The 24,768-nt window shown below is 47.3% G+C and carries 20 protein-coding genes; 11 read left to right on the forward strand and 9 right to left on the reverse strand.

What is annotated here, in order from left to right; all coding sequences use genetic code 11:
* Positions 1 to 133: 133 nt before the first annotated feature.
* Positions 134 to 421 (forward strand): hypothetical protein, encoded by a 288-nt coding sequence (locus ACFQ2I_RS11160; RefSeq protein ID WP_377564264.1) that lies wholly within the window; start codon positions 134 to 136, stop codon positions 419 to 421.
* Positions 418 to 645, forward strand: coding sequence for a DUF5348 domain-containing protein (locus tag ACFQ2I_RS11165; protein ID WP_377564265.1), 228 nt, complete (start codon positions 418 to 420; stop codon positions 643 to 645). Before ACFQ2I_RS11160 ends, ACFQ2I_RS11165 begins: the two co-directional genes overlap by 4 nt.
* A 646-nt stretch (positions 646 to 1,291) precedes the next feature.
* Here ACFQ2I_RS11165 and ACFQ2I_RS11170 read toward each other — a convergent pair.
* Positions 1,292 to 1,573: a hypothetical protein gene (locus ACFQ2I_RS11170; RefSeq protein WP_377564266.1), complete on the reverse strand. Its 282-nt coding sequence runs from the start codon at positions 1,571 to 1,573 to the stop codon at positions 1,292 to 1,294.
* 394 nt (positions 1,574 to 1,967) lie between these two features.
* Here ACFQ2I_RS11170 and ACFQ2I_RS11175 point away from each other — a divergent pair, with 394 nt between their 5' ends.
* The 6 genes from ACFQ2I_RS11175 to ACFQ2I_RS11200 all read left to right on the forward strand — a co-directional run bounded on the left by ACFQ2I_RS11175 (position 1,968) and on the right by ACFQ2I_RS11200 (position 10,940).
* A complete protein-coding gene (locus tag ACFQ2I_RS11175; protein ID WP_377564483.1) occupies positions 1,968 to 3,221 on the forward strand; it encodes a transposase in 1,254 nt (417 codons plus the stop codon).
* A gap of 270 nt (positions 3,222 to 3,491) precedes the next feature.
* Positions 3,492 to 3,950 carry a hypothetical protein gene (locus ACFQ2I_RS11180; protein WP_377564267.1) on the forward strand — a complete coding sequence of 153 codons (459 nt, stop codon included), beginning with the start codon at positions 3,492 to 3,494 and terminating at the stop codon, positions 3,948 to 3,950.
* Positions 3,862 to 5,319 carry a DUF2357 domain-containing protein gene (locus tag ACFQ2I_RS11185; protein WP_377564268.1) on the forward strand — a complete coding sequence of 486 codons (1,458 nt, stop codon included), beginning with the start codon at positions 3,862 to 3,864 and terminating at the stop codon, positions 5,317 to 5,319. Before ACFQ2I_RS11180 ends, ACFQ2I_RS11185 begins: the two co-directional genes overlap by 89 nt.
* A gap of 267 nt (positions 5,320 to 5,586) precedes the next feature.
* On the forward strand, positions 5,587 to 7,581 hold the full coding sequence (locus ACFQ2I_RS11190) for a beta-galactosidase (RefSeq protein ID WP_377564269.1): 1,995 nt from the start codon (positions 5,587 to 5,589) through the stop codon (positions 7,579 to 7,581).
* 42 nt (positions 7,582 to 7,623) lie between these two features.
* Positions 7,624 to 8,550 (forward strand): peptidylprolyl isomerase, encoded by a 927-nt coding sequence (locus tag ACFQ2I_RS11195; protein ID WP_377564271.1) that lies wholly within the window; start codon positions 7,624 to 7,626, stop codon positions 8,548 to 8,550.
* A gap of 44 nt (positions 8,551 to 8,594) precedes the next feature.
* The gene (locus ACFQ2I_RS11200; RefSeq protein WP_377564273.1) at positions 8,595 to 10,940 is read left to right on the forward strand and encodes a carbohydrate binding domain-containing protein; all 2,346 of its coding nucleotides are present in this window, start codon (positions 8,595 to 8,597) and stop codon (positions 10,938 to 10,940) included.
* A 49-nt stretch (positions 10,941 to 10,989) separates the two neighbouring features.
* On the opposite strand, the gene ACFQ2I_RS11205 is transcribed toward ACFQ2I_RS11200, so the two are convergent.
* On the reverse strand, positions 10,990 to 12,603 hold the full coding sequence (locus ACFQ2I_RS11205) for a response regulator (protein WP_377564274.1): 1,614 nt from the start codon (positions 12,601 to 12,603) through the stop codon (positions 10,990 to 10,992).
* The gene (locus ACFQ2I_RS11210) at positions 12,581 to 14,323 is read right to left on the reverse strand and encodes a sensor histidine kinase (protein WP_377564275.1); all 1,743 of its coding nucleotides are present in this window, start codon (positions 14,321 to 14,323) and stop codon (positions 12,581 to 12,583) included. The genes ACFQ2I_RS11205 and ACFQ2I_RS11210 overlap by 23 nt, the downstream gene beginning before the upstream one ends.
* Positions 14,324 to 14,489: 166 nt before the next feature.
* Between ACFQ2I_RS11210 and ACFQ2I_RS11215 the strand changes: the two genes are divergently transcribed.
* From ACFQ2I_RS11215 to ACFQ2I_RS11225, 3 genes are all read left to right on the forward strand, one after another.
* Complete coding sequence (locus ACFQ2I_RS11215; RefSeq protein WP_377564485.1) at positions 14,490 to 15,383, forward strand: ABC transporter permease; 894 nt, start codon at positions 14,490 to 14,492, stop codon at positions 15,381 to 15,383.
* 26 nt (positions 15,384 to 15,409) lie between these two features.
* Positions 15,410 to 16,288, forward strand: coding sequence for a carbohydrate ABC transporter permease (locus ACFQ2I_RS11220; RefSeq protein WP_377564276.1), 879 nt, complete (start codon positions 15,410 to 15,412; stop codon positions 16,286 to 16,288).
* Positions 16,289 to 16,408: 120 nt separating this feature from the next.
* Positions 16,409 to 18,097 carry an ABC transporter substrate-binding protein gene (locus ACFQ2I_RS11225; RefSeq protein ID WP_377564277.1) on the forward strand — a complete coding sequence of 563 codons (1,689 nt, stop codon included), beginning with the start codon at positions 16,409 to 16,411 and terminating at the stop codon, positions 18,095 to 18,097.
* 770 nt (positions 18,098 to 18,867) lie between these two features.
* On the opposite strand, the gene ACFQ2I_RS11230 is transcribed toward ACFQ2I_RS11225, so the two are convergent.
* The 6 genes from ACFQ2I_RS11230 to ACFQ2I_RS11255 all read right to left on the reverse strand — a co-directional run bounded on the left by ACFQ2I_RS11230 (position 18,868) and on the right by ACFQ2I_RS11255 (position 24,730).
* Entirely contained in the window at positions 18,868 to 21,126 is a 2,259-nt protein-coding gene (locus ACFQ2I_RS11230; protein ID WP_377564279.1) for an FAD-dependent oxidoreductase, read from the reverse strand.
* Between the two features lie 122 nt (positions 21,127 to 21,248).
* Entirely contained in the window at positions 21,249 to 22,046 is a 798-nt protein-coding gene (locus ACFQ2I_RS11235; protein WP_377564281.1) for a helix-turn-helix domain-containing protein, read from the reverse strand.
* Positions 22,047 to 22,398: 352 nt separating this feature from the next.
* Positions 22,399 to 22,788: a hypothetical protein gene (locus ACFQ2I_RS11240; RefSeq protein ID WP_377564283.1), complete on the reverse strand. Its 390-nt coding sequence runs from the start codon at positions 22,786 to 22,788 to the stop codon at positions 22,399 to 22,401.
* A gap of 22 nt (positions 22,789 to 22,810) precedes the next feature.
* Positions 22,811 to 23,131, reverse strand: a complete 321-nt coding sequence (locus ACFQ2I_RS11245) for a sensor histidine kinase (RefSeq protein WP_377564284.1) — start codon at positions 23,129 to 23,131, stop codon at positions 22,811 to 22,813.
* On the reverse strand, positions 23,082 to 24,059 hold the full coding sequence (locus ACFQ2I_RS11250; protein ID WP_377564285.1) for a HAMP domain-containing protein: 978 nt from the start codon (positions 24,057 to 24,059) through the stop codon (positions 23,082 to 23,084). Before ACFQ2I_RS11250 ends, ACFQ2I_RS11245 begins: the two co-directional genes overlap by 50 nt.
* Positions 24,056 to 24,730: a response regulator transcription factor gene (locus ACFQ2I_RS11255; RefSeq protein WP_377564486.1), complete on the reverse strand. Its 675-nt coding sequence runs from the start codon at positions 24,728 to 24,730 to the stop codon at positions 24,056 to 24,058. Before ACFQ2I_RS11255 ends, ACFQ2I_RS11250 begins: the two co-directional genes overlap by 4 nt.
* Positions 24,731 to 24,768 lie beyond the last annotated feature (38 nt).

The raw sequence follows: 24,768 nt of genomic DNA on the forward strand, positions 1-24,768 counted from the left end.
CGATAATTTAGTCATCAAAAATTATCCGAGGAGACAGGTGCAGATTCCCTGGAGTTACAACACTTTAGAAGAATTGTGACGGATAAATAACTTGCTTGGATATGGGCAAAGCGAGTTGTGGGATCGCTTGCGGATGCAGGCGTACACGGCGATTCGCCAACGAATCGACTTGCAGTGCAAACTGCAGCATTACGACCGCTCTCAGACCGGTGAATACATCACAAGGCATCTCGAGTATGCAGGAAGTGAGCATGCCATTTTCTCAGACAACGCGCTGGACGTGATCTACACGTTTTCCAGCGGATCAGCCCGGTTGGTCAACAAAGTATGTACAAACAGCCTCATCTACGGCGCGATCAACCAGAAACGCATCATCGATGATCATATGGTTAAACATGTCATCGGAGGGGAACTGGTATGACAGATCCGTGGCTACTGATGACGTATAATCGTGATGCGAACTGCTGGATGGTTTATATGGATGGGCGTTCGTATCCGATGCATTGTGGGGAATGGTTCGAAATTCAAATCCACGAAGATAAAGGAATAACCTGTACGCTAGAACTAGATCGAGACTGGTTTGTAATCGTCAGGGAAGCCAGATTTTATCTTCGGAAGAAGGATACGTACCATATTCATATTTAATCTGTAGGGGGAGTCTTCATTCATGACTTCCCTCTTTCCTTTATGATTTCTCGGACAGCCAACCCGTCAGATATTGGACAATCTATCTCGTCTTATTTTGGTCGAATTGCGCTGTCAGTAACAGTGTTGTCTTGTTGGTCCAGAATGAAACAGATGATGAGAGGACTTGACACACAAGGGTTATAACGTATGTAATAGGGGATTAAAAACGGTGATACAGACGTTTTAAAACCGCATTGATGTAAAATTGATGTAAAAATTAAACATGAACCTGCCTAAACCAACTTAAAAAGACGCACTGGGATATGATCTCCATTGCGTCTTCTGCGATTAATCATCGACATCTTCATCCGGAGAAATGCCGTAAAAAATTTCAGCTACTTCCCCAGTTAAAGCTGAGTAACAAGTTTCAATGGTTACTAACTTTTCCTTCGTATGAACCCGGTAAACAAAAACAACATTATTTATCAATGCCTATAAGTATCCGTTAAACGGATACTCTGGAAAATCGGCTACTCCATCAGCGCATCGATAAGGATCGATCGAAAGAAGGTGATTTGTATTTCGAAGTGCTGTCCGGTGATCGACATTATACAGGTTTGCAAACCTTATAGTTGCTCTTCTTTTCCAAGCAACTTTATATTTTTCATCGGCCATCCTGGACCTCATGCACAATCCGCATGATGTCTTCTTCGTTATAAATCAGTTTGTTGTCTTCAGCGGCTTCTCTTAAGTCATTCATGACTAATGGATTAGTGAACAAGGAGTGCGTCATTCTCCTTTTCTTATCTTCGGACATCATCTTAACAGGGGCAGGATGATCAAATACTTCTCGAAATACTTCAAGCATTTCATTTAGTTCCACAATATCCTTACCCTCAAACTTTATATAAAATTGATCAATTTGTTCTTGGGTAACAAATTGCATATGATCACCACCTGCTTCATTAGGTTATTTTCATTATATCAAAATTCTATATTTATGTCATTTTACAATGACAATTGTTCGAGTCCATTCATGTAATTCAATTTGGTTCATGACTTATGCAGTTTGCCCCAATTGATGGAAGTTTGATAAGTGTCATACAAATCTGCTCGAAAATCCTGAAAACCTCTTGACTTTTCCAGAATCCCACAATAATCGCAAAGGATACCTTTCTACAAAGGGTATATCTTTAGCGATTACAGGTGATTTCATTGAAACAAAACCTTGAGCAGCCTAAGTTCCGCAAGCTTTCGCATGGCCAATGCGCAGGAACACCTATCCTACGTACTCTCTGGGATCAATTCGACTTTTCTTTAGGCGCACCTTCTTGGATGCTATGTTTTATGTACGTCATTGGGTTTGTCTCCGGCTGCACAGCCGTGAATCAAATGGCGGGCTTGCCAGCAAAGACGCTATGCTTGAGTTGATGTTCAAACCGTACAAGCTAGCGCAGTATACCCTTAGTCGCTTCCTCACAACGCCTTTCGCTTGGAGAACGTTCGGCAAAAAACGTGTTGAACGTCTGCAGCAAGATGCAAACACGGCTCTTCAAGAAGGCGACGTGATCAACTTGGACGATACGCATAGCGCGCATCCGTACGCCAAGAAACTCCCTTTTTTATGTTGGTTGAAAGACTCTTCGACGAAAACATACAGCTGGTGCATGAATCTGGTCGTGCTGCAAGCTGTGTTGAAGAATGGCCTGGCATACCCGCTTTTCTACAGCGTATGGCATAAACCCGCCGACGCAGAAACACGTCTCACGAAATTTGATCTTGCCCGTCAAATGCTCCTTATGCTCCGGGAATCGGTCAACTGCCGGTTGTGGGTTGCGATGGATCGCTGGTACCTCTGCAAGGATTTTTTCGTGTTCTTAGAAACACATGCCTTCGATTGGGTGACCCAAGCGAAGCGGAACACCGCTTTGTATCGTCGAGTCATCGAACAGGGGCGCGAGCGCTTTGTTCCCGTTTCGCCTCGCCAGCTTATTCAAGAAGCTTACAAGCGACTCCTTGTCGGCAACGGTCTTTCCGCTGTTGCGCTGTCCGACATCTATATGAAAATGCCATATGAAACGCTTGGCCGCAAAGGGCAGACCGTTACCAAACATCGCTACGTTCCCATTGCTGCGGTTGCAGCGATTCGGTTGAAGGAGGATGAAGAAGCGGTTAGTGAGATGGACAAGGATGATGATCCGGCGATCTACAAGGGCGCATATTTGATCATAAGTAACCGACATGATGCTCCGAAAGAAGCGCTTGCTGTCTATGGTAAACGCTGGCGCATTGAGGTATTTTTCAGGACTGCCAAGCAGGAGCTTGGCTTCGAGAAGTGCCACTCCACGTCAGAAGCACATCAGCATGCACATATGGAGCTATTATTCGCGACGGAAACGTTGTTGTCCTACGCATTATGGCAAGTAAACAAAGAAAAAACGAGTGATGAGAGCTTCACCCACGGCGAAATGGTTCAGGGTCTCTTCCACACTCGTTGCCAGGTTCGATCAAGGAACCACAAGGGTATTGAACGAATCTACATCGATTGTGACACAGAGGTACGCCGCTTTGCAAGCCTTATTTCCCTATACTAGCCCAAGACGCTTCCTATGTCTTGGTGGCCGGTTTATTCAAGCATAGATTCTCACCATTACCAGTTAATCTCGCGAACTGCATAAGTCATGTGTCTGATTTAATGTTGACAATCCATGGTGCAATTGTAATGTTTCAAAGGAACTGTCGAATAAAGGGGTTTTAAGTTGGTATGTGGAATAAGTCTAGGGGCTGGTTGAATTGGACTAGAGTTAGAGACAAACGCATATACGAATTTAACTAGTCAAAATCACAATCTGGAGCGATACGAAATGACACTTCCTGTAGAGCTAGCTTCGATATTTCATAACAAGCGAAAATCTTACAAAATGGTTTTGATTCAATCGATCCTTGATGAATATAGAGAATCATACACTCGATTTTTACCGCTCGATCAAGTAGCTGAGCGCTTTTTGTCATATTACCAAAAGAGCAGCGTCGAGGGGAAGAAGGTAGACTCACCACCAAATGGAGTTGCTAGTAGCTGGGATGAATTTACGTTATCTCAGACGAAGTCATTGCTTAAGACGCCAATTGATGCCCTATCCAAAATTCTTGAGATAACTGCAGAAACAATTACGTTTAGGCATCATATTGGTACTGCTTCGCATAAACAAAAAGCTGAAAGAACTAACGTTTCGATTGGCGAACCAGACTCGCCTAGAGGATCCTATACTGGCTCGGAAGCTAAGCTATATACAGACACAGCTGCAGCGACTGTTAAGGCTTGATTTTCTGAATGTGGGGGATATGCGGCAGCTTTCCGTATCACTGGTGTTGCAGATGGCACCGGGTTATCGGGAGGTGTATCGGAATTATTTGCTGCTGATGAAGGGTTTATCAATTCAGAGTGATCTGTTCCGGCTATCGATGAAGGATCTAGCACAGCTTTATGAGTACTGGTGCTTTCTCAAGATTCATGATCTCCTTAGTCGTAAGTATGAGCTGTTGAAGCAGGATATTATTAAGGTTAATCGTACCGGAATTTTTGTTACGCTAGACAAATCACAGAAGGCGAAAATGGTCTATCGTAATCCGAGAAATGGCGAAATTTTCTCGCTATATTATAATACGTTGCCGAGCGGTGAGGAGACGCCAACGATTGCGCAGAGACCCGATAATGTGCTTACGCTGAAGAAAAATGATTCCGATGCAGAGTATAAGTATATTTTTGATGCTAAGTATCGGTTAAATCCAGCTTATGAGGATACACCTTACCGAAGGACTTATGGGACCCCTGGGCCTGAAGAGTCGGACATAAACACGATGCATCGTTATCGTGACGCGATTGTCTACTCGGAGGCAAGCGGGAGTGAGCTTGAGCGCAGCATGTTCGGAGCATATGTATTGTTCCCGTATCATGATGAAGAGCAGTTTCAAGAACATAAGTTCTACAAGAGCATTGAACTGATCAATGTGGGAGCTTTTCCATTCCTGCCGAATTCGACGGGGCTGATGGAAGCTTTTCTAGATGAGATTATTATGGACAGTCCGGAGAAAGCCTACGAGCGCTCTACGCGTCCGAGGGGGACGAAGGACTACTATGAGAACAAGCTGGGTGGCAAAAATGTTTTGGTTGGTTCGCTAAGGGAAGTGAAGCAGCTAGATGAAGCTCTTAGGGATAAGTTCTATCATGTGCCGCTAGCGAATATCACGGACCATAAGCTGCTAACGCAGCTGGAATATGTCGCGCTCTATCAGTCGAAGAAAAAGTTCGAGGCGCGCAGGGAGATCGGCATTCACTGGTATGGCAGGATTGTAGATTGGCGGGTATTAAGACGTGGCGAGATCACGGAACGTCCTGCAAGGCCTGGTACGGAGGAACAACTGTATGTGAAATTTACAATTGGTGAATGGATAAAACGAAATAAACCAATCGTTCCAGGAGGTAGAGGGATTTATACGCTTCTATATACGTCCAAATATATGTTCAATCGTGCGCTTGAGATTGCGGAGCTTAAGCTGGAAACGGAAGAGGATCTTAGGAAGTGGCGTGAGCAGCGTCGACTTGGTCCTGTGAAGGTTAAGCTAGATCATGATCAGGTAGATTTGGCTAGTAGAGTACTAGGGATTGAATCTCAGGGAGGACATGAAATGTGAATAGTGAACTTACACAGTTAGTCAGGATTGAACTCATAGACCAGCTATCTGAACGGAAAGGGGAGGCCGCACGCGGCCTCCCCTTTACCATTTCCCCCTCAGTGCCCCTTTTTTTACGGTTATTGAGAGCAGTCAGAACATGAAGTTAAGAGATGGTTATAGATGTTAAATACCAGACATACGCTTCATTTGAAATGTCGACTATAATGACGAGGCGGCAAGAAAATCTGAATGTTTTACTATTATCGGAAGTAGGAGGATGAACGAATGATGATAGACAAAGCCCAGTGTATACCCGCTACGCTGTTCACCTGCAAGGACAATACCTGTATAGAGTCGATTTCTTCATCCGACATAGTTGTCCGGACCGAAGACAGCGGCGGAGAGGCATGGCTGGATGCGGCTGCGTGCACATCCTTGGAATGGCAGGCTAACGATTACCTGTATATGGATGTTACCCATAGGTCTCACGATGTTCTGGTGGTTGTTCTGAGATTTGTCGACCTGAATCAACAATCGATCACTGTTCATTTCGGTGTGCTGCCCGGCGTGGAGACTAGGATCTGCCTTCCTCTGAAAGCGCTTGCTGGCGATGAGCTGTTTCTTTCCAGGTTTCCGGGCGTTCTGCAGACGGTGCTGCGAGGAGATCCTTCGGTAGATCGCAGTGGCATTATTGGCTTCGGCATTGGAACAATTGCTTCTACCGCAAGCAGATGCTTCACAATCGGCAGCATCTATTTGAGTAAGGAGTTGCCCGATTTCAACTATGCTGTCCAGCCGCTAATCGATGAGCTAGGCCAGCTGACAGACCGCAGATGGAAGGGAAAGACCGGAAGCGAGCAAGAAATGAGAGTTCGCATGGAAGCGGAGCTGAGTTGCGGCGACCCAGAGATAAGCTCTTCGCCCGAACTTTCGGTATATGGGGGCTGGAAGGAGCTTTGCTTCGAATCCAGCGGCTACTTCCGAACGGAATTTGACGGAGATCGATGGTGGTTCGTTGATCCGGAAGGATATGCCTTATTCAGCGCCGGCATGGATTGTGTGCAGCCTTCCGATTCCATGCGTGTTAATGGAATGGAGCATCTTCTCCCGGATCTCCCAGGGAAGCATGGCGCATTCCGAGATGCTTGGAGCAGCGAATCCGAATACAGCTTCATGATCGCGAATTGGATTCGAATATGCGGTACCTCATGGCGGAAAGCGTGGATGGAAGTGACGGAGCAAAGATTGAAGCAGTGGGGCATCAATACGATTGGAAATTGGTCGGACGGTGACTTCATTGCGAAGTCCACTCTCCCTTATGTGTATCCCATGCATAGCTTCCCGGGCACGAGCGAGTTCATCTATCGGGATTTCCCGGATGTATTCAGCGAGGAATATGAGCGCAACGCCGAGACATTCGCGTCACAATTAATGGAACTGCAAAATGACCGGAGAATGATTGGGTATTTCATGAGGAATGAGCCGCATTGGGCGTTCGTCGACAGTCTGAATTTGACGGAAAGGCTGCTGATGTGCGATAGGTCGCTCAAGAGCAAGACATATCTCGCCCACTGGCTCCAAGCAAAGTACGGGGAGGTCAGCAAGCTTAATGAGGCCTGGGACATGACGTTCGGCAGCTTCGAGGAGCTGGAATCAAAGCTGAATGGACTTCCGACAACCGTGGCTGCAAGGGAGGATTGCGAACGGTTCCATCGTATAATGATCCGCCGCTATGTGGAAATACCAGCAGCCAGCTGCAGGAAAGCTTCTCCGCATCACTTGAATTTAGGCATGCGGTACGCCTGGGTGGCCAACGATGATATTCTTGAAGGCTGCGAAGCCTTCGATGTATTTTCGATTAATTGCTATCAGATGAAGCCGGATAAGGAAATGATCAAGCAGATTGCCGATAAGCTTAATCGTCCGCTCATGATTGGTGAATTCCACTTCGGCGCGGCTGATGCCGGTCTCCCCGCTTATGGCATTCGGGCTGTAGCAAGCCAGCGCGAGCGCGCGGATGCTTATCGGCACTTCGTCGAGCAATCGGCTGCAATTCCTGAGCTCATTGGCGTGCACTATTTTCAACTAAACGATCAGCCTGCGCTCGGACGATTCGATGGGGAGAACTATCAGATCGGTGTTATCGATGTCTGCTTGCGTCCCTATGATAGCTTCGTCGAAGCCATGAGAGACTCTCACGCACGAATGTATAACATTCGAACCGGAAGGGTCAAGCCATTCTCGGATCCGCCGCATGAAATTCCGAAAACAGGCTTCTAGCCGAAGTGAATTCGCGTAAGGCAAGGAGGCTCAGGGGTGCTGATGAATCGAAAAAGGAAGTTAGGGTCGCTCGTCGCTGCAGTTGTATCGCTAGGAGTCATTGCTGCTTTTGTCATCATGATTAACGTGGATGGAGGCAGCGATACAGGTGGGGAATCGCGACAAATAATTGCATATATAAACTCTCGTCCTGTCGTTACGGAAGAAGTTGAGCTGATTGCCAGTTATGCGGATAATCCGGAAGCTATTATTTCCGCAAAGGTCGTTCAGCAGGAGGCGATGCGTTACGGTTTGTTAAAGGAAGATTCTTACGCTTATTTCTTATCGGAGCTGCAAGCTGAGAATAAGCGAAGAGAGCGGGCTATAGCGAACGACGACGTCATATATGGTCCTAGACAATACACGGAGCAAAGTTATTATCACTACCGGCAGGCGAATCTCTTTAACCAATTGAAGTCGTCATGGATCGAGAGTGAAGGCGATATCTCCGAGGAAGCGCTTCACCAGTACTTTGAGACCAATCGGGAGCAAGTGGCTCGCAAACATGATTCGATTATCATTCACAAGGTGACAGCCGCATTACAAGAAGAGCTGCTGTCTATTGAGACGCAGATCGCAAACGGCGCTTCCTTCATGGAGATATATCATGCGCGGGACGAGTCAGATGGAGGGGCTGAAGTCGAATCGATCTCGGATGAAAACTATCGAGAGGTGTCCAAATATCGAAGCCAGTATTATGATGCCGCCGTCAGGCTCCAGCCAGGCGAGGTTAGTGTTATTATTCCCGACGGCCAGTCTTATGCGATCCTCTACTGCGCGGAACGCGTTGAAGGGGGATACTTCAGCTTCAACGAGATTAGAGAGGAGGTGATTCATAAGTATTGGGATGAGGAGTTCGAGGCGCATATACAGGAGCGCAGTTCCAGCGCAGAGGTCCAATGGACGGAGCTGAATCAAAGCGCTCGATAGATGCCGGGAGAGAACCGCTGATACGAATGGAGGAGGCAATAATAGTGAAAAACACGATCATGAGAAGCTTCTATTTAACTGTGCTGTTGTTTATGTTCGGCATTGTGTTTTTTGCAGTGTCGACTATGGCCGCTAACTACTATGTGGATGCGACCGCCGGAAGTGATTCCAACAACGGAACGAGTACAGCTTCTCCCTGGAAGACGCTGACGAAGGTTAACAGTATGACCTTCCAGCCGGGGGATACGATCTTTCTCAAGAAGGGAGAAGCTTGGACGGGCAGACTTTGGCCTAAGGGAAGCGGTTCCCAAGGCGCGCCGATTACAATCGATGCCTATGGAACGGGGAATGCGCCTCATATTAACGGGAATGGCCAAGAATCGGCCGTTTACTTGTACAACCAACAATACTGGGAAATCAAGAATCTCGAAATCACCAATAATAACGGAACCAGCTCAAGACGTCTCGGGATATATGTCGTCAATGAGGACGCGGGGACGCTGGAACACATCCATATTGTCGGGAACAATGTGCATGACGTCTACGGCGATAACGTCAAGGACGGCAACGGCAGCGGAGGCATCAAAATCCGCACCATTGCCGGAAATGTGAAGTCAAACTACAACGGTATTCTGATTGATGGCAATGTTGTGGGGCCGCGTGTGGATCGAACCGGCATCGATGTTAATTCGGATTACTGGTGCCGCCCGGACAGTGGCTGTACAGGTACTTATAATTGGTATCCGAGCACCGATGTGATGATTCAGAACAATTACGTTGCGGATGTAGGCGGAGACGGAATTGTACCCATGGCAACTCTGGGCGCAATCGTACAATACAATACCGTGAATGGCTTCAATATGCGCTCGGGAACGCCGAATGCCGGAATTTGGGCATGGAATGCCGACCATACCGTCATTCAATATAACGAGGCATTCAATGGACATACGACGAGAGACGGTCAAGGCTTCGATATCGATTATGGTCAGACTGGTACAATCGTCCAGTACAACTACAGTCATGATAACGACGGCGGCTTTATCTTGATCTGCCAGCCTGGCGGCGCCAAAAACGATGGCGGAATCGTTCGTTACAATATTAGTCAGAACGATTACGAGCGAGTATTCCATCTGATTGGCCCTACCACCAATACGCAAGTTTATAACAATACCATCTATTTACCTGCTGGCAGCACGACTCAACCGATTAATGTAGGATCTTGGGGCGGCTATACGCAATCGATCTCCTTCTACAATAATATATGGCATCTTGATGGTGCCGGCAGCTGGCTCGGAATTGCCAATGCGGGTACCTTCAACTTCAACTACAATACGATTTATGGCGTGCATACTGCAGGAGAACCCGCGGATCCCAACAAGTTGACTGCCAATCCATGGCTGGCCGGACCTGGAACCGGCACGAACCGCACAGCGGTAGACGGTTACAAGCTGCTCACCGGTTCGCCTGCAATTGGAACAGGGATGCTTGTCAGCAATAATGGAGGCAAGGATTACTGGGGCAATACCGTGTCAAGCTCCGCTGCGCCGAATCGTGGAGCCTATAACGGTTCAGGCGTACAGGGAACGCCTCCATCTCCGTTAATCGTTCACAATGGCGGGTTTGAGACGGGCGCATTAGGTCCATGGGGCAATTGGAATACGGCAAGCGTAGTCGCCGGCAATGCCAGGAGCGGCAGCTATGCGCTGCAGCTGGCAGGAGGGCCGGGCTCGTCAGAGCAGGTCGTACAGGTGCAGCCGAATACGACCTATACATTATCCGGTTATGCCAGAACGACGAACAGCTCCGAACAGGTTCGCATTGGCGTGAAAAATTACGGAGGAACGGAGACATACGCGGTCATAACAAGCACAAGCTATACCAAAGGTACAGTTACCTTCACAACGGGCGCTTCACATACAACGGCGACAATCTATGTGTACAAACCATCGGGAGCCGCTTATGCTTATGGGGATGATCTATCGATCGCAACAACTGCATCGATCAGTAACAGCGGCTTTGAATCCGGTACTCTCAGCCCCTGGACGAATTGGAATACGGCAAGCGTCGCGGCGAACAATGCCAGAAGCGGCAGCTATGCCCTGCGTCTGGCGGGAGGTCCCGGATCGGCTGAGCAGGTCATTCCATTGCAGCCGAGTACGACGTATACGCTCAGCGGTTACGCCAAGACGGCCACTGCGTCACAGCCGGTACGAATTGGCGTGAAAAACTATGGCGGGGCAGAGGTATATGCTGTGATCTCAAGCACGAGCTATACACAGGGAAGCGTTACGTTCACAACCGGTTCATCGAATACAACGGCAACGATTTACGTCTTCAAGCCTTCAGGTTCATCTGATGCATACAGTGATGATTTGACCATCACACAGTAAAGGATAGGAACGGATAACGACCCCTGATAATCAGGGGTCGTTCATCTAGTTATGAGGATTGGATTTCTCTGAATTCCTGAGGAGTAACTCCGAAATGCTCTTTGAACAGGCTAATAAAGTATTGCGGCTTAAGAAAGCCGATGGCCTGCGAAATTTCAAGAATTTTCATATTCGTATGCTTCAATAGGTAGACAGCTCTTTCAATGCGAACACGTTGAATATAAGTGGACAACGTCTCCCCGGTTTCTTTCTTATACAATCTGGACAGGTAGACCGGATGCAGAAAGACATGCTCGGAGATCGTCCGCAAGGTGACGTCTCGTGCAAGGTTTTCTTGAACATATTGGTGGATTTGCTGAACAATATGAGATTGACGTTTGGATGAAGGCAGTTCAATGCTTTTCTGGAATTGGAAGAGTAGGGATAAGCTCCACTCCCGGAGCTGCGCAGTTGTACGGAAGAAGTAGCCATTGCGCAGATATTCGGGGTTACCCGCCAGATCCGCTAGCCGCAGCCCTTGTTTGTGAGCAATATTGGACAGTGCGCTGCAAATATGATAATACACCTCCATCAGATGCTCTTGCGTACGGCAAGTGGTGGATTCCAGCTCTTCGAATACGTCGTTCAATTTGCTCGATAGCTCTTCCCATTGACCGGATTCCATTAGATTTAATAGGGAAGGCGGCTCATATATTTTCTTCAAGGGCTGGCTGGAAGGGGCGGGCGAACGATCATCCATGGTTTCAATAGCGCTCGTATTGCTTCCAATACACTGCCAGAATGATTTGAGCGCGTCATGGTATAGAACACTTAATTGAGCGGAGAAGTGCTGTGATCTGCTCACCAAGATGGACACCGTACGGCCCAAGTATAGCTGCACGGTGCGCTGCAGTTCGGACAGCCTGTCGCTACCCTCTACTCGCTCCATGTAGAACCGCTCCTCCAGAATTATACATAAGTATTGATGGGGGTCCCGGCAATACCAGAAACTTCGATGATTGGAAACATCGCCGTACAACATTTCCTCAGCCATATTCGCCAGCGAATAATTCAGCAGCTCCATATCCTCTATCGTGGCAGCAGAGTTCATCTCCTCCAATCTAAGAATGAGTAGACGAATCGGGGTAGAGGTTAGGGCGGGTAGCTGCAACTCATTCAGTTGGTCCTGAATGGACTGGGTGGAGTATCGTCTCCCCATCAGCAGATCAAACAGCAGTCGTTCCTTCCGCGCCAAATGATTGGTCCGTATCGCATGCTCCGCAAGACTGAGCTGCGACCGATTCTCCTCCTCCAGCCTGATGCGCTCATAGGCGAGCTTAATCGTGCGATTCACTTCTTCCGGCAGCGCCGGCTTCAGCAGATAAGCGAAGGCGCCATGAGCGATTGCTTGCTGCGCATATTCGAACTCCGAATATCCGGATAAGAGAATGACTTTAACTGCAGGCCATTGGGCGCGAATAATGGCCAGCAGTTGCAGGCCGGTCTGCTCCGGCATGCGGATGTCGGTAATGACAAGGGCTATACGATGCTCGTTCAACGAAGCTAATGCTTCATTCACGGATGTCGCTTTAATGATTTGTTGAATTCCGAAAGCTGAGCGGTCGATATGCTCTTCCAAGAAGTCAAGTACAAAAGTCTCATCATCCACCAGCAGCATATTCATCGCAATTCCCCTTTTCCTCGTGTGGTAACCATCTAATGGTAATACTGATACCGCCTAAATCAGAGCTTTCGATCGTAAGGCCCGATAGAGGCCCGTATCGATGGCGCAGTCGTTGATGCACATTCCATAATCCGCAGCCTTTGTCGTGCATCGTCTGCTTCCCATCAAGCAGCATATGGAGAGATGCCAATTGGTCGGCAGGCATACCATAACCATCGTCTTCCACGACAAGCATATAGATTTCTTCTTGAATAGATCCTCTAATCGAGATCATCCCCGAATCCGCCTTATTATCGATTCCATGAATGATAGCGTTCTCTACAATAGGCTGTAGAATGAGCGGCGGAACCAGCACGGACTGCATGCCCTCATCCACTTCGATACGATAAGAGAGCCGTGTGTTGCGGAGCGCTTGTACGCTGAGGTAGCTCTTGACCAGCTTCAATTCCTCTTCCAACGTCATCTGGTAAAAATTATTTTTGGTAATGAAACGATAATAGTAGGCCAGATTCTGCGCCATCTCGATGACCGCTTGCGGATTCTTCTTGGCCATGCCCACGACATAAAAGAGGCTGTTATATAGAAAATGCGGATTGATCTGAGACTGCAGCTGCTTATACACGGCTTCTTGCGTACGCAATCTCTCTTCATAGACATCCTCTATTAAAATTTGGATACGGGAAGCCATCTCGTTAAAGCGATCGAACAAATAATCGAACTCATTGTTCACTTTCCAATGAACGCGGCTCTCATATTTGCCTCCAGCCAGCCCCTCGATCTTGCGAACCAGATAGGCGATGGGCCGTTTCACATTCCGGTAGAGCATAACCAGAATAAGACTGCCTAATAGCAAGATGATGATCAAACTCAACTTCGTAATCCATCGGGTCATATCCAATGGAGCGAAGAAATCCTCTACAGGTATATATTGCACGAGCTGCCAGCCAAGGAGTGAACTAGTAACCCTCTGCACCAAATATTGATCATGTCCGACGCGAAGAGTCTGGTGACTGGACATGGTTGAGCCGACCTGTTCTTGAATCGCGTTGTATAACGGCTGATATTTGTTGTTCAGATCGATGAAGCCATAGGAAGGATGACTGAAGAACGCCTTGCCGTTACCGGTGGCCTCGACACTTCGGAGCACCTGTTTCAAGAAGTCTACAGTGAGCGAGGTTTCAATGGAATAACTCACATTCTCAAGCTTGTGATGGAGCGAATAGGGCTCGACTAGAATGTACCGAAGCTCCAGACCATCTGTATCGCTGAAGAACCATTGGTACTTAGGAAGCGATTCCCAAGAACGAGGATGATACGTTCTGTCGACGCCTTCATTCGTTGACGAAATAATCTCATCTCGTTCTGGCCAATACACGGAGATCTTGGTTTGCGTAAGATAAGCGAAGCTTTGGGTGAGTAGCTTCTCTTCAATCGTCTTGCGCAGAAGCAGACTGTCCAGATAAGGAGCGAACGTGTTGGCTGTCCCGTAAGCTTGAATACTGCTGTCATCCGATAGGAGCACGGCAAGAATCTCCAGCTGCTTCAGTGTGGATTCCATCTCATTGACAGCGAATTCAAGCTGCTTCAGTGAAGTGGATTGCAGCGTCTGGCGCATGACTTCCTTGCTGTTGCGATCGGCGAAGGTAAATAGGAAGCTGATGATAAGTAGCGAGGCAATGAAAAAAACGAGCAAATTGCGAAAAATTTTGTACTTGACCATATGGCTCATCCTCCCATTGGTTCATTATAGATTTACGAGGCGGGTGAACACAAGGGATTATGAATCAAGTTATGAGCGAGGTTATAGATGTTAAAATCGGGACATAGAAGAGCCGTTTCACGCGTTGCTATAATTGAAACAACAGACAAAGGAGGAAGTCGACATGATTAAGGGAATCAAAAAAACGTGGCCGCTGCATGCGCTTATTTTCCCGGCCTTGCTGCTCACGATTATTTTTATGTATGTGCCCATGTTTGGTTTGGTTATTGCTTTCCAGGATTATAAGCCATGGCTCGGATTGGCCGGCTCCGAGTGGGTGGGGCTAGATCACTTCCGCAATTTATTCCTGTTCGACGACTCCGTGCAGGTGATATGGAATACACTGATTATCTCTGTTCTGAAGATCGTATTCGGGCTTATGGTGCCTGTCGTATTCGCGATTCTGCTCAATGAAGTTCGTCATATGGGTCTGAAGCGATCGATACAGACGTTAGTGTACTTGCCCCACTTTCTATCGTGGGTTATCCTTGGCGGAATTCTGATTGACTTGTTATCTATAAACGGAGGATTGGTCAATCGTACACTAGCCGCTATCGGGTTCGATCCGGTATTCTTTCTTGGGGAAGGGAACTGGTTTCGGTTTACCCTGGTTGTCAGCGATATATGGAAGGAATTTGGCTTTAGCACGATTGTTTATTTAGCTGCTCTCGCGGGGATTAATCCCGCTTTGTATGAAGCGGCAGAGGTGGACGGCGCCACTCGATTGAAGCAGACGCTGCATATTACGCTTCCGGGCATGCTGCCGATAATCGTGGTGGTGGGCACGCTTCAGTTGGGCAATGTGCTGAACGCGGGCTTCGATCAAGTGTTTAATCTGTACAATCCGTTGGTTTACAGCAAAGGAGACATTATCGATACGTTCGTATACCGTAATGCGCTCGAAGAAGGCAATTTCAGCTTTGCCACCGCTGTCGGCCTGTTCAAATCTGTCATTAGCTTTATTCTCATTGTGATATCCTACCGGCTTGCCGACAAATATGCCAACTATCGGATTTGGTAAGAAACAAAGACTAGGAGGAAAGCCGTATGTATTATAAAAATCGTGGTTATAAAGTGTTCAGCGTGTTCAATACGGTATTTTTGATTGGGCTGTCGCTGCTGTGTATTATGCCCCTTATTCATATCCTAGCGGTGTCATTCAGCGGAAGAGGACCGGCAACCGCCAATATTATCGGCTTGTGGCCAATCGACTTCACAATCGAATCCTACGAGAAGACGCTTTCCAGCGGAAATTTTCTGCGCTCCATTACGAATTCCGTCCTTCGAACCGTCATCGGCACAATCGTCGGCATGAGCTTAATTGTTGCGGCGGGGTATGCGTTATCCAAGGAAAATCCCTTTTTCAAAACGAAGGCAGTCTATACATGGTTTTTCGTCTTCACCATGCTGTTCAACGGCGGTCTGGTTCCCACTTACGTTCTGATCTCAAAAATTCATCTCATGAATTCGTTCTGGGTGCTGATCCTGCCGGGCGCTGTAAGTGTTTACAATATGATCCTTATGATGAATTTCTTCAAGGCGGTTCCCCGCGAGCTGGAAGAGGCTGCTTATCTCGATGGAGCAGGCGTATTCATAACGCTATGGAAGGTTTATCTGCCGGTGTCCTTACCCGCAATCGCTACGCTTAGCCTGTTCACGCTTGTCTGGCATTGGAACTCGTGGTTTGACGGATTAATCTATCTGACGGATGTCGAGAAATATCCGATGGCCACCTATTTGCAGACCATTGTGGTACAGCAGGATTTCAGCAAAATCAGTCTCGATCCGCAAAGTCTCGAAAATATGTCTCAGCGAACGGTGAAAGCCGCGCAGATTTTTATAACCGCGCTTCCTGTGCTTGTGATTTACCCGTTTCTGCAGAAATATTTTGTCAAAGGCATCGTGCTTGGCGCGGTCAAGGAATAAGGACACAAAAGGTTTGTTTTCGGAAACTGATGTTTATTATGGGGCATAGTCCCGACAGGGCTGCCCGTCTATACTAAAGGTGCAGAGACAACTATAATTAAAATTCAGGGAGGGTTCACTTTGAAAAAGGGGTTTATCTTATTGCTTTCCGTCATTATGCTGCTCAGTCTTCTAGCCGCTTGCGGCAAAGGGAATAATAACGGCAACGGAAATGGAAACGGCAGCACGCAGAACGAATCGACTGGTGAAGGCAGCACGAGCACAGGCGCCGATGTTGAAGAGAAGCCGCTTGTCACCCTTACCACGGCTAGGCCGGTTGGGTCGGATGTGATCTTCATCAATGGAGAAGATATTACGAATAACGTCCATAATAAATGGGCCAAAGAAAAGCTCGGCATTGACATTAAAGATATTTGGACGACGGCTGACAATGTGGCTTACCATACCAAGCTCCGTCTGGCGTTATCCACAAACGTAGAGCTGCCTGACGTATTCATCGTGCAGGATCGGCCGCTTGTTGCCGATTTAATCGCATCCGGCAAAGTGCTGGAGATTAAGGACTTATTCGAGCAGCACGCACCGGATCGAATCAAAGCGCTTTATACAGAGTTTGACAGCGCTTTAAATCAGCTGCGCAAAGACGGCGGACTATATGGGTTGCCGATCTTTACAGCCGGTGACGGTACGAACCCGGTGTTATGGGTGCGTCAGGACTGGTTAGACAAGCTGGGGCTCGAGGCGCCGAAGACAATCGCAGATTTCGAGAAGGTCATGGATGCGTTCACGAATCTAGACCCGGATGGCAACAACAAGAAGGATACGATTGGATTCGCATTCTCCGCACGTGAGAACTTCTCCAATTGGATGTCCGACGCAAGCTTCATATTCGGCGCATACACCGGGAATGCCATTCCTGGAGCATGGGCCGTGATAGACGGTCAGCTGAAGCATGGATCTGTATTGCCGGAGATGAAACAAGGCCTCGGCAAGCTGAAGGAATGGGCCTCGAAGGGATATTTGGACCCGGAGACACCGATTCTCGATCCAATCAAAGCGACAGAGAGCTTTATCCAGGGAAGGGCAGGTATGATTGCCGCTCCATATTGGGCAGAGGGCTGGCCGTTAAATGAGCTTTATGGCCTGAACCCTGACGCGAAAATCGGTGTGTACGCTCTGCCGACCGGCGATGACGGCAAGTCTGCAAGATTCATGAACACTTTAAATGAGAATAAAGTTATGCTTTTCAATAAGGACTTTAAGCATTTTGACCGTTTCATGGAGTACTTCGACAGAATTTACGATGCCGTGTATGAAACCGGCGACTTCCAATACGGCTTCTTTGAAGGCTATGATTACGCTTTGGTTGACGGCAAGCCGGTCTTTGACAGCAAGCAGTTCCCAACTCCGATCGAGAAGGGAACGACGCCTGGAAAGTACAATTTGTTCTGGAATACACCTCAAATTCCGTTGCAGGGCTCCGCGATGAACTATCGTCTCAACAATGGCGAGACGCCGAAGACAACTGCAGAGAGCAAGGCTGCTGCTCAGAATGAAATAACGATCAGGGCTGGCGCACTTAATTATGAGATGCGCGATACCAATACGCCGGATCAATTCCTGGGCGCTCCGACGGAAACGATGCGCAGCAAGGGTCCTAACCTTGATAAGATGCTGCTGGAGACGTATGCGAAAATTATATTTACGAAAGAGCCTCTGGACACGTTCGATACGCTTGTCCAAGATTGGTATGACAAGGGCGGCAAGCAGATTGAAGAAGAAGTGAATGCTTGGTATAAGAGTGTGCAATAATCATGACTCCGTTATAGGGATGGAGCAGGCAGGCCCGCAGAGATGCGGGTCTTTGTCTATGTTATAACTGCTCTCAATTTTGTATGCGTTGTTGGACAACGACAGATGCAGGGAATGACGCTGTGCCTAGCGTTCTTCCACTGGCTGTCTGCCCTGACAATAGAACATTTTGATGTTTTTCCCTACCGTTTAGTGCACTAAGTATTTACAATTATCAGAGGATTGAGACGCTGGTTCAGAAGAAAATCAGCGATCAGAGCCATGAACAACTGGAAAAATTGCATCGTTCCTTGGAGGATCAGCTTAGTATCGCGTTTATGACACTCATTTTTCTCGAGAAGGATCCTGACGTAAGGGATATTCTGCAATACCCGGACAAACGAAATCTACTAGAGAATGCTCAAGTGATGGAAGACAAATTCAAAAATTTGAATAATAGCTTACTCTTGTATAACCCACGCTACACGTTAAAGTACGAAGACATCGCCTCTAATCCTTCCATTATCGAGATGAGAGAGACAGGGGTATCGTACTCTTGGGTTTCTGACGACGCCAACTATGTATCTCCAGATATTTCGAAAAGTCCAATACTGTTGTCCTTGTATGCGAGTATGAAGGATACCCGGAACCAGGTGTACGGTTGGGCGCGAATTAGTATTGACTTCTCGTATTGGTTCCAAACCGTGTTACGAGGATGGCTCTTTCCTTGGGGAAGACCAGAACAGAGAACGCCTGGACAATTTTGTCCAGGCGTTCTCTGTGTTGATACACTAACTACGATACTCATAAACTCGTATTTCCACAACTTCTGCTCGAGGACATCCATTTGTGGACGCAATGACGAGGCGTATCCGGTCGGTATGAACAGGTGCATTCAATTGATAGATATGTTTACGCTTATAGTTGTTAGTTTCTGTTGCAAGGGTGATCCATTCGCCGTTTGACCAAGCTTGCAGCTTGTAGTCCTTTACAAGCTCCGGAATGACCTCGAATGGTGTAAGATGATGATGCAGGTTGATTAAATCTTCATTCACGTCGTCATTCAAGGTAATGTGGATGGAAGATATATTCACTGGCTGCTGCCAGGTAAGCTCTAACCATTCAGGCTTTTCTGCTACCATCGCTTCTGATGACCACATATGTGGTCCGCCATAAGGTCGATTGTACCCGTTGATTACTTTTGCAGGATTAAAGGCGCTTGTTGGCAAGTCCAATCGGAAACAAATCGGTGTACGATGGAAGTGTCTCATCGGCCATTTCGGAATGAGCTCCTCGAAGTTAGTATCTTCAAGCTCTTTAGTGACCGGTCGACCAGATCCCCTGGAAAAACAGAGTACGCCTGTTTGTGGTTGATCAGATGTATATAAAGTTACATTCTCATTGGCTTTGATTATGATGAATGCGTTCTGCACTTCATCGGGTTTCCATGACAGATCACACTTGACCCATTGCTGTTCGCCTATGCTAACTGGAATGCTAATGGCTTTTACGAATTGCTCCGGAACATAGTTTTCCGCTCGGTTTGGACGCCACAATTCGACTTGCAGCTCGGTCGCGGCGGTGACTCCAACTAGCAGCTCCAGACTGTCAAAGCCGGGCTCGACCGGGAACAGGAGACCAACGTCCATTGTAAGCGGTGAAGCTTTAATAGGGTTTTCGACAGCAATTCGTGTTAGCGTGCTGGAAGCTGAGATCGATGCCTTAAGCGCCTGATCCAATGGATCCTCGTTTTTCAACCCGATGATTGAAGCATCTTGACGCATTAAGAGCTGCTGAAGCTCCTTCATGTGATGCGTATAAAGCTCCCTTGGAGATACACCTTTTTCCACGGCCAGCGCTGCGCCTGTACCTGCGGCTTCACCAATGACAGCACATGTAGCCATGACTCTTGTTGTTCCGAATGCCACATGTGAAGCGCTGATGTCCCTGCCGGCGAACAGCAGGTTGCTCGTGTTAATCGAATATAATGAACGGAAAGGAATCTGGTAGATCCCGTTGACGTGCAAGTGTTTCGAACCGCTTTCCGTTGAATACATGCCTTGCGGCGGATGCAGGTCAATGGACCAGCCGCCGAATCCGATACGGTCTTCGAAGGGGCGCTGTGCTACTATATCGTTCTGATTCAGCACGTAATCCCCGATAAATCTGCGGTACTCTCGCTTACCTGGTAACGCTCCAACCCATTCCAGCGTCATATTATCCGCATCGAACTTTCCTGAATTCTTAATGTAATCCCATATGCCGTAGATGGCCGACCACAGTTCATCACGGATTTGCTCGTTGTTATGAACAGTATCCAGTTCACCGCCCCATTCGATCCACCAATAGGAACAGCCGTTATCCCCGCTTTGAATGACCCGTTTCATGGGAATTGACGTCTGTGTGATATCCTTCGCAAAGCTAGGAGGCTTATACTTCACGGGATGCCCGACATCTTTCGTGTAGAACAGAATGGTACTGCCAAGTGTAATGTCATCTGCACTTTCTGGTGCCCATTCCTCATTAAACTCGTGCCTTGCTTCTCGGCCAATCCGGTATTTAGCCCCTGCCAGGAAGCCGACTAATCCGTCGCCGGTACAATCCAGGAACATTTCACTTTCAAAGCGAATCCGACGTTCCGATCCCATCATCCACCCGGTTACGGAACGAATGCTGCGGTTCTCCTCGTGACCTTCAGCATCGACATCGTGAACATCGGTATTCAGGAATAATTGGATATTGTTCTCAGCTCGCACAGTTTCGAGGATGGTGACGTCCCAGAAGTAGGGGTTTCCGTCGATATTGTGAAACTGGTTTTCGATGAACAACTCCCCCATCACTCCCGTTTCACGGGCATAGCGATGGGCTCCATGAGCAGTCGCCCCACATACCCAGACACGAACCTCGCTGCTGGAATTGCCTCCTAGCACCGGACGGTTTTGTACAAGTGACACTGTGCGCCCCAGCCTGGCTGCAGCTACAGCCGCGCAAACGCCTGCGAGACCACCGCCAACGACGGTTATATCGGTTTTAACTACCTCATATTTCATGATAAGAGTCCCTCCTTTTTCAGTAGCTTAAAACGATAATTCCTTTTCATCATAACGGATTAGCGCCCTTAATAACATGCAGTGGTTTGCACTTGATATATCCTTTATTTCAGTTTGGATAGTTATACAATGCGCATCTTTCGGTATGCGGATGGACTCATAGCTTTGTGATGGCTAAAGACCCGGCTTAAGTAGAAGCCGTTCTCGTAACCAACCATTTGGGCGATTTCATCGATCGTTCTTGTCGTTTCCTCCAACAAACAGCAGACACGTTCAATCCGTATTTTTGTCAGATACTCTGTGGGAGTCATTCGAAAATCGGCTCGAAACCTTCGAGTCAGCTGAACAGGAGTGATGTTCAATTCATCGGCAAGATTTCTCATGGATACTTGACCAAACGCTTTACGTTTAATGTAGTCTCTTGCCCAAAGCATATCGTCATGAACAGTTGACGCGGATAATTGATGTGTGTGTCGTAAAGCTTGCTCTATTTGGTACAGGTGTATGATATCTTGAAACAAATGCTGTTTCCATTGCATGGCTATTGAATCAGATCTGTCCGTAATTCGTCTTAGGTAATCGTAACAGGAAGAGAGCCTAGCTGTATCCCATATCGTGACCGTTCCGCTAGGCAGTGGGGGTTGTACGACTTCGGGGGAGTTAGTTTCGATATCATAATGAATATAGTGGAAGGTAAGCGGTTCAATCGTACGACGGTGAAACCATTGATTAGGTGGACAGATGACAAGATCACCGTAACCTGCCTCTCCCGACTTTTCGCCAATCTGATAAGCAAACCTGCCTTCCTCTACGGCAAATACGGTCCATGTGGAGTAAATATCCTTATCCAGCTCAAATTGTGCTTTACTTGACCAAAAGTTATGAGCTTTGAGACATATCGTGTTAATCGTATTTTCCATTTAATCACCCTTATGTGAAATCATATAATTATGGTAATTCAATGCATGTTTGATTACAAGAGATCGTACACGATTACAATTGCGAGTAGATATTCGTATAGCTGAGCAATCACAGGATACAAGGAGCTAATAGCCTGTCGGAGCGAGACTCAATGGAACAAATCTGTGTATACGTCGTCTATTTTTATTCATCAAATTCAATTTCACGGATAAAAAAAGAAGACATCCAATCCCAAAATTTGGGTTTAGATGTCTTCTTTGCACTTTGGGTAGACCCACGAAGTCGACAAATGTAAGGTTCTTCAGTGGCCACTCGAGGAGTGATTCGCCCTTTACGGGCATGGCTTGCCATTTAGTTTTTTGCAAATATCTTTTTATCAAAAAACATCAGGATGACGAACAGTATAATTGCCAGGAGAAGAACCGAAGCGCTGCTGATAAAGGTAATCAACGTGACGGTGTTCTCATTTGTGTAATAAGCAAGCATGCTGAGCGGCATTAGACCGCCTCCGATTATACTCGTCCATACATGTAGCTTGGCCGTTCTCTTCATGCCGATTTCTTGGAATACGTGATAGAACAACCCGTAAACAAACAACGTCAGCCAGCCGACCACCAAAATATGTCCATGGCCAGGCACCATCGTGTACTCCTTCCTTCCAGCCACATCTGATCCGATCAAGGCACCGATCAACGCGTAAATCGCTGCCATTCGCATTAACCATTTGCTGTAATTATGCACCTGTTCCTACACTCCTCATTTTTTAAAATTTGGGTAATGTGATGCTGACGCAAGTTCCAATCCCCCACTCACTATCTATGTGAACGGTTCCTCCATGCAGCTCAACAATTTGTTTGACAATCGTCAAGCCAAGGCCCGTCCCCTCCTTCGTCCGGGAGGCGTCAGCCCGATAGAACCGGTTAAATACTTGTGGAAGCTCCAATTCAGTGATGCCGATTCCCGTATCCTTGAACTGGATCGTAATCACTAATTCGGTATGCTCAAGTTCAATAGATAAGGAGCCATTTGATTTATTATATTTTATTGCATTGGTAAACAAGTTGTCCCAAACAGTGTCCAGCAAGCTCTTGTCGCTGTGTAGCCTGATCCAGCGAAGTGAGAAGCAGCAGTTGCTTCGTGAGGATCGACAGACGTTTGGCTTCGGTCTGTATAATTGAAGAATAATTCATTCGCTCTTCCTCAGTGGGAGTCTGAGCGTTCAACAATTCCGCATATCCTTGAATATTAAGAAGAGGTGACTGGAAGTCATGCGAGACATTGCTAATAAACTCTTTGCGGGACTGGTCGTTCTCCCGCAGCTTCCGCGTCATCTCGTTAAAGCTATCTGCGAGCTGTCCGATTTCATCCTTACGGTTGACCTTTAGCAAATGATCGTATTTTCCCTCTGATATTTGTTTGGTTGCCTCTGTCAGATCTGTAATCGGTCGAATGAGCCGTTTAGCGATGAGAAACATGGCCAGAAGGCTGACGACAGCCATCGATACGATCATACCGGCAAAGATGATATGAACCTCTGTAACTAACAGGTCAATGTTGGGCCGAAGGAATAATCCATACCGTTCGCCTTTGTATTGAAACGGTAAACCTACGGTGTTTTCCAACTCGTTGGCGAACATCCCTCGCATGAAGATCCAGCTGGGAAAATCTTTCATTCCATGATAGACATTGCCGTCATATACAAGCTGCTTGTGCGTTTCGGATAATTCTTTTTCCACAAAATCACTACCGAAAAATTGCGAGTAGCCAGATTCACTTGTCACAAATATCTGATATCCAATTGCCCCGACCGCCGATAAGTACTGCTTCAGCTCCAGCTGCTCATTTGACTCTATATAATTCGTGATTTCTTGTGCAATCGCGACATTCTTCTCATCATTCAATTCCTCGGTAACCAGATAATAATAACAATTGGCAAGGAAGAAGGAGACCAGCGTACTGATCAGAATGATGAGAATCACAGAAATAGTAAATTGCCGGTACAATGTTTTCACGAATTGCGAACCTCTAGCTTGTAGCCGACTCCACGGGTGGTGCATATCTCAATATCTGCTCCAAGCTGCGATAGTCGGTCTCGCAGGCGTGTCATGTGCGTGTTAAGCGTATAATCATCGCCCTCATAATCAAGTCCCCAAATCTGCTCCATAATCGTGCTTCGCTCCACTACGTGGTTGGGTCGGCTAGCTAGCAATGCGAGCAGTTCAAATTCTTTCAAAGGCATCACAATGGCACGATCCCCTGTCGAAACTTCAAATAGTTTCCGATTAATAATTACATTTCCAATCTGAATGATCGATTGGTATTCCTTTTCGAACCGCCGCAGAATAACGGCGATTCGAAAAAGCAATTCCTTTGGTTCGAAGGGCTTTACAACGTAATCCTCGGAGCCGGCCAGAAACCCCTTCGTTTTGTCCTCCAATTCACCTCTCGCCGTCAGGAGCAGGACTGGGATGCTGTAATTCTGATGGAGAATTCTGGTTAATTCGATTCCGTCCATGCCAGGCATCATGACGTCAAGTATCGCTAAATCGGGAACCTCCTTCTCAAGCAAATCAAGCGCCTCCGCTGCATTATACGCATGAAGAACCCGATACCCTTCCCGGGCCAAATGAATGCTTACTAGCTGTACAATATTCTTGTCATCGTCGACCACCATCACGTTCAGCGTCATCCCCCCAATCCATTCAGGAACCTGTCCGTTCT

This window comes from Paenibacillus chungangensis (genome assembly GCF_042675905.1).
GTDB classification, from domain to species: Bacteria; Bacillota; Bacilli; order Paenibacillales; family Paenibacillaceae; genus Pristimantibacillus; species Pristimantibacillus chungangensis.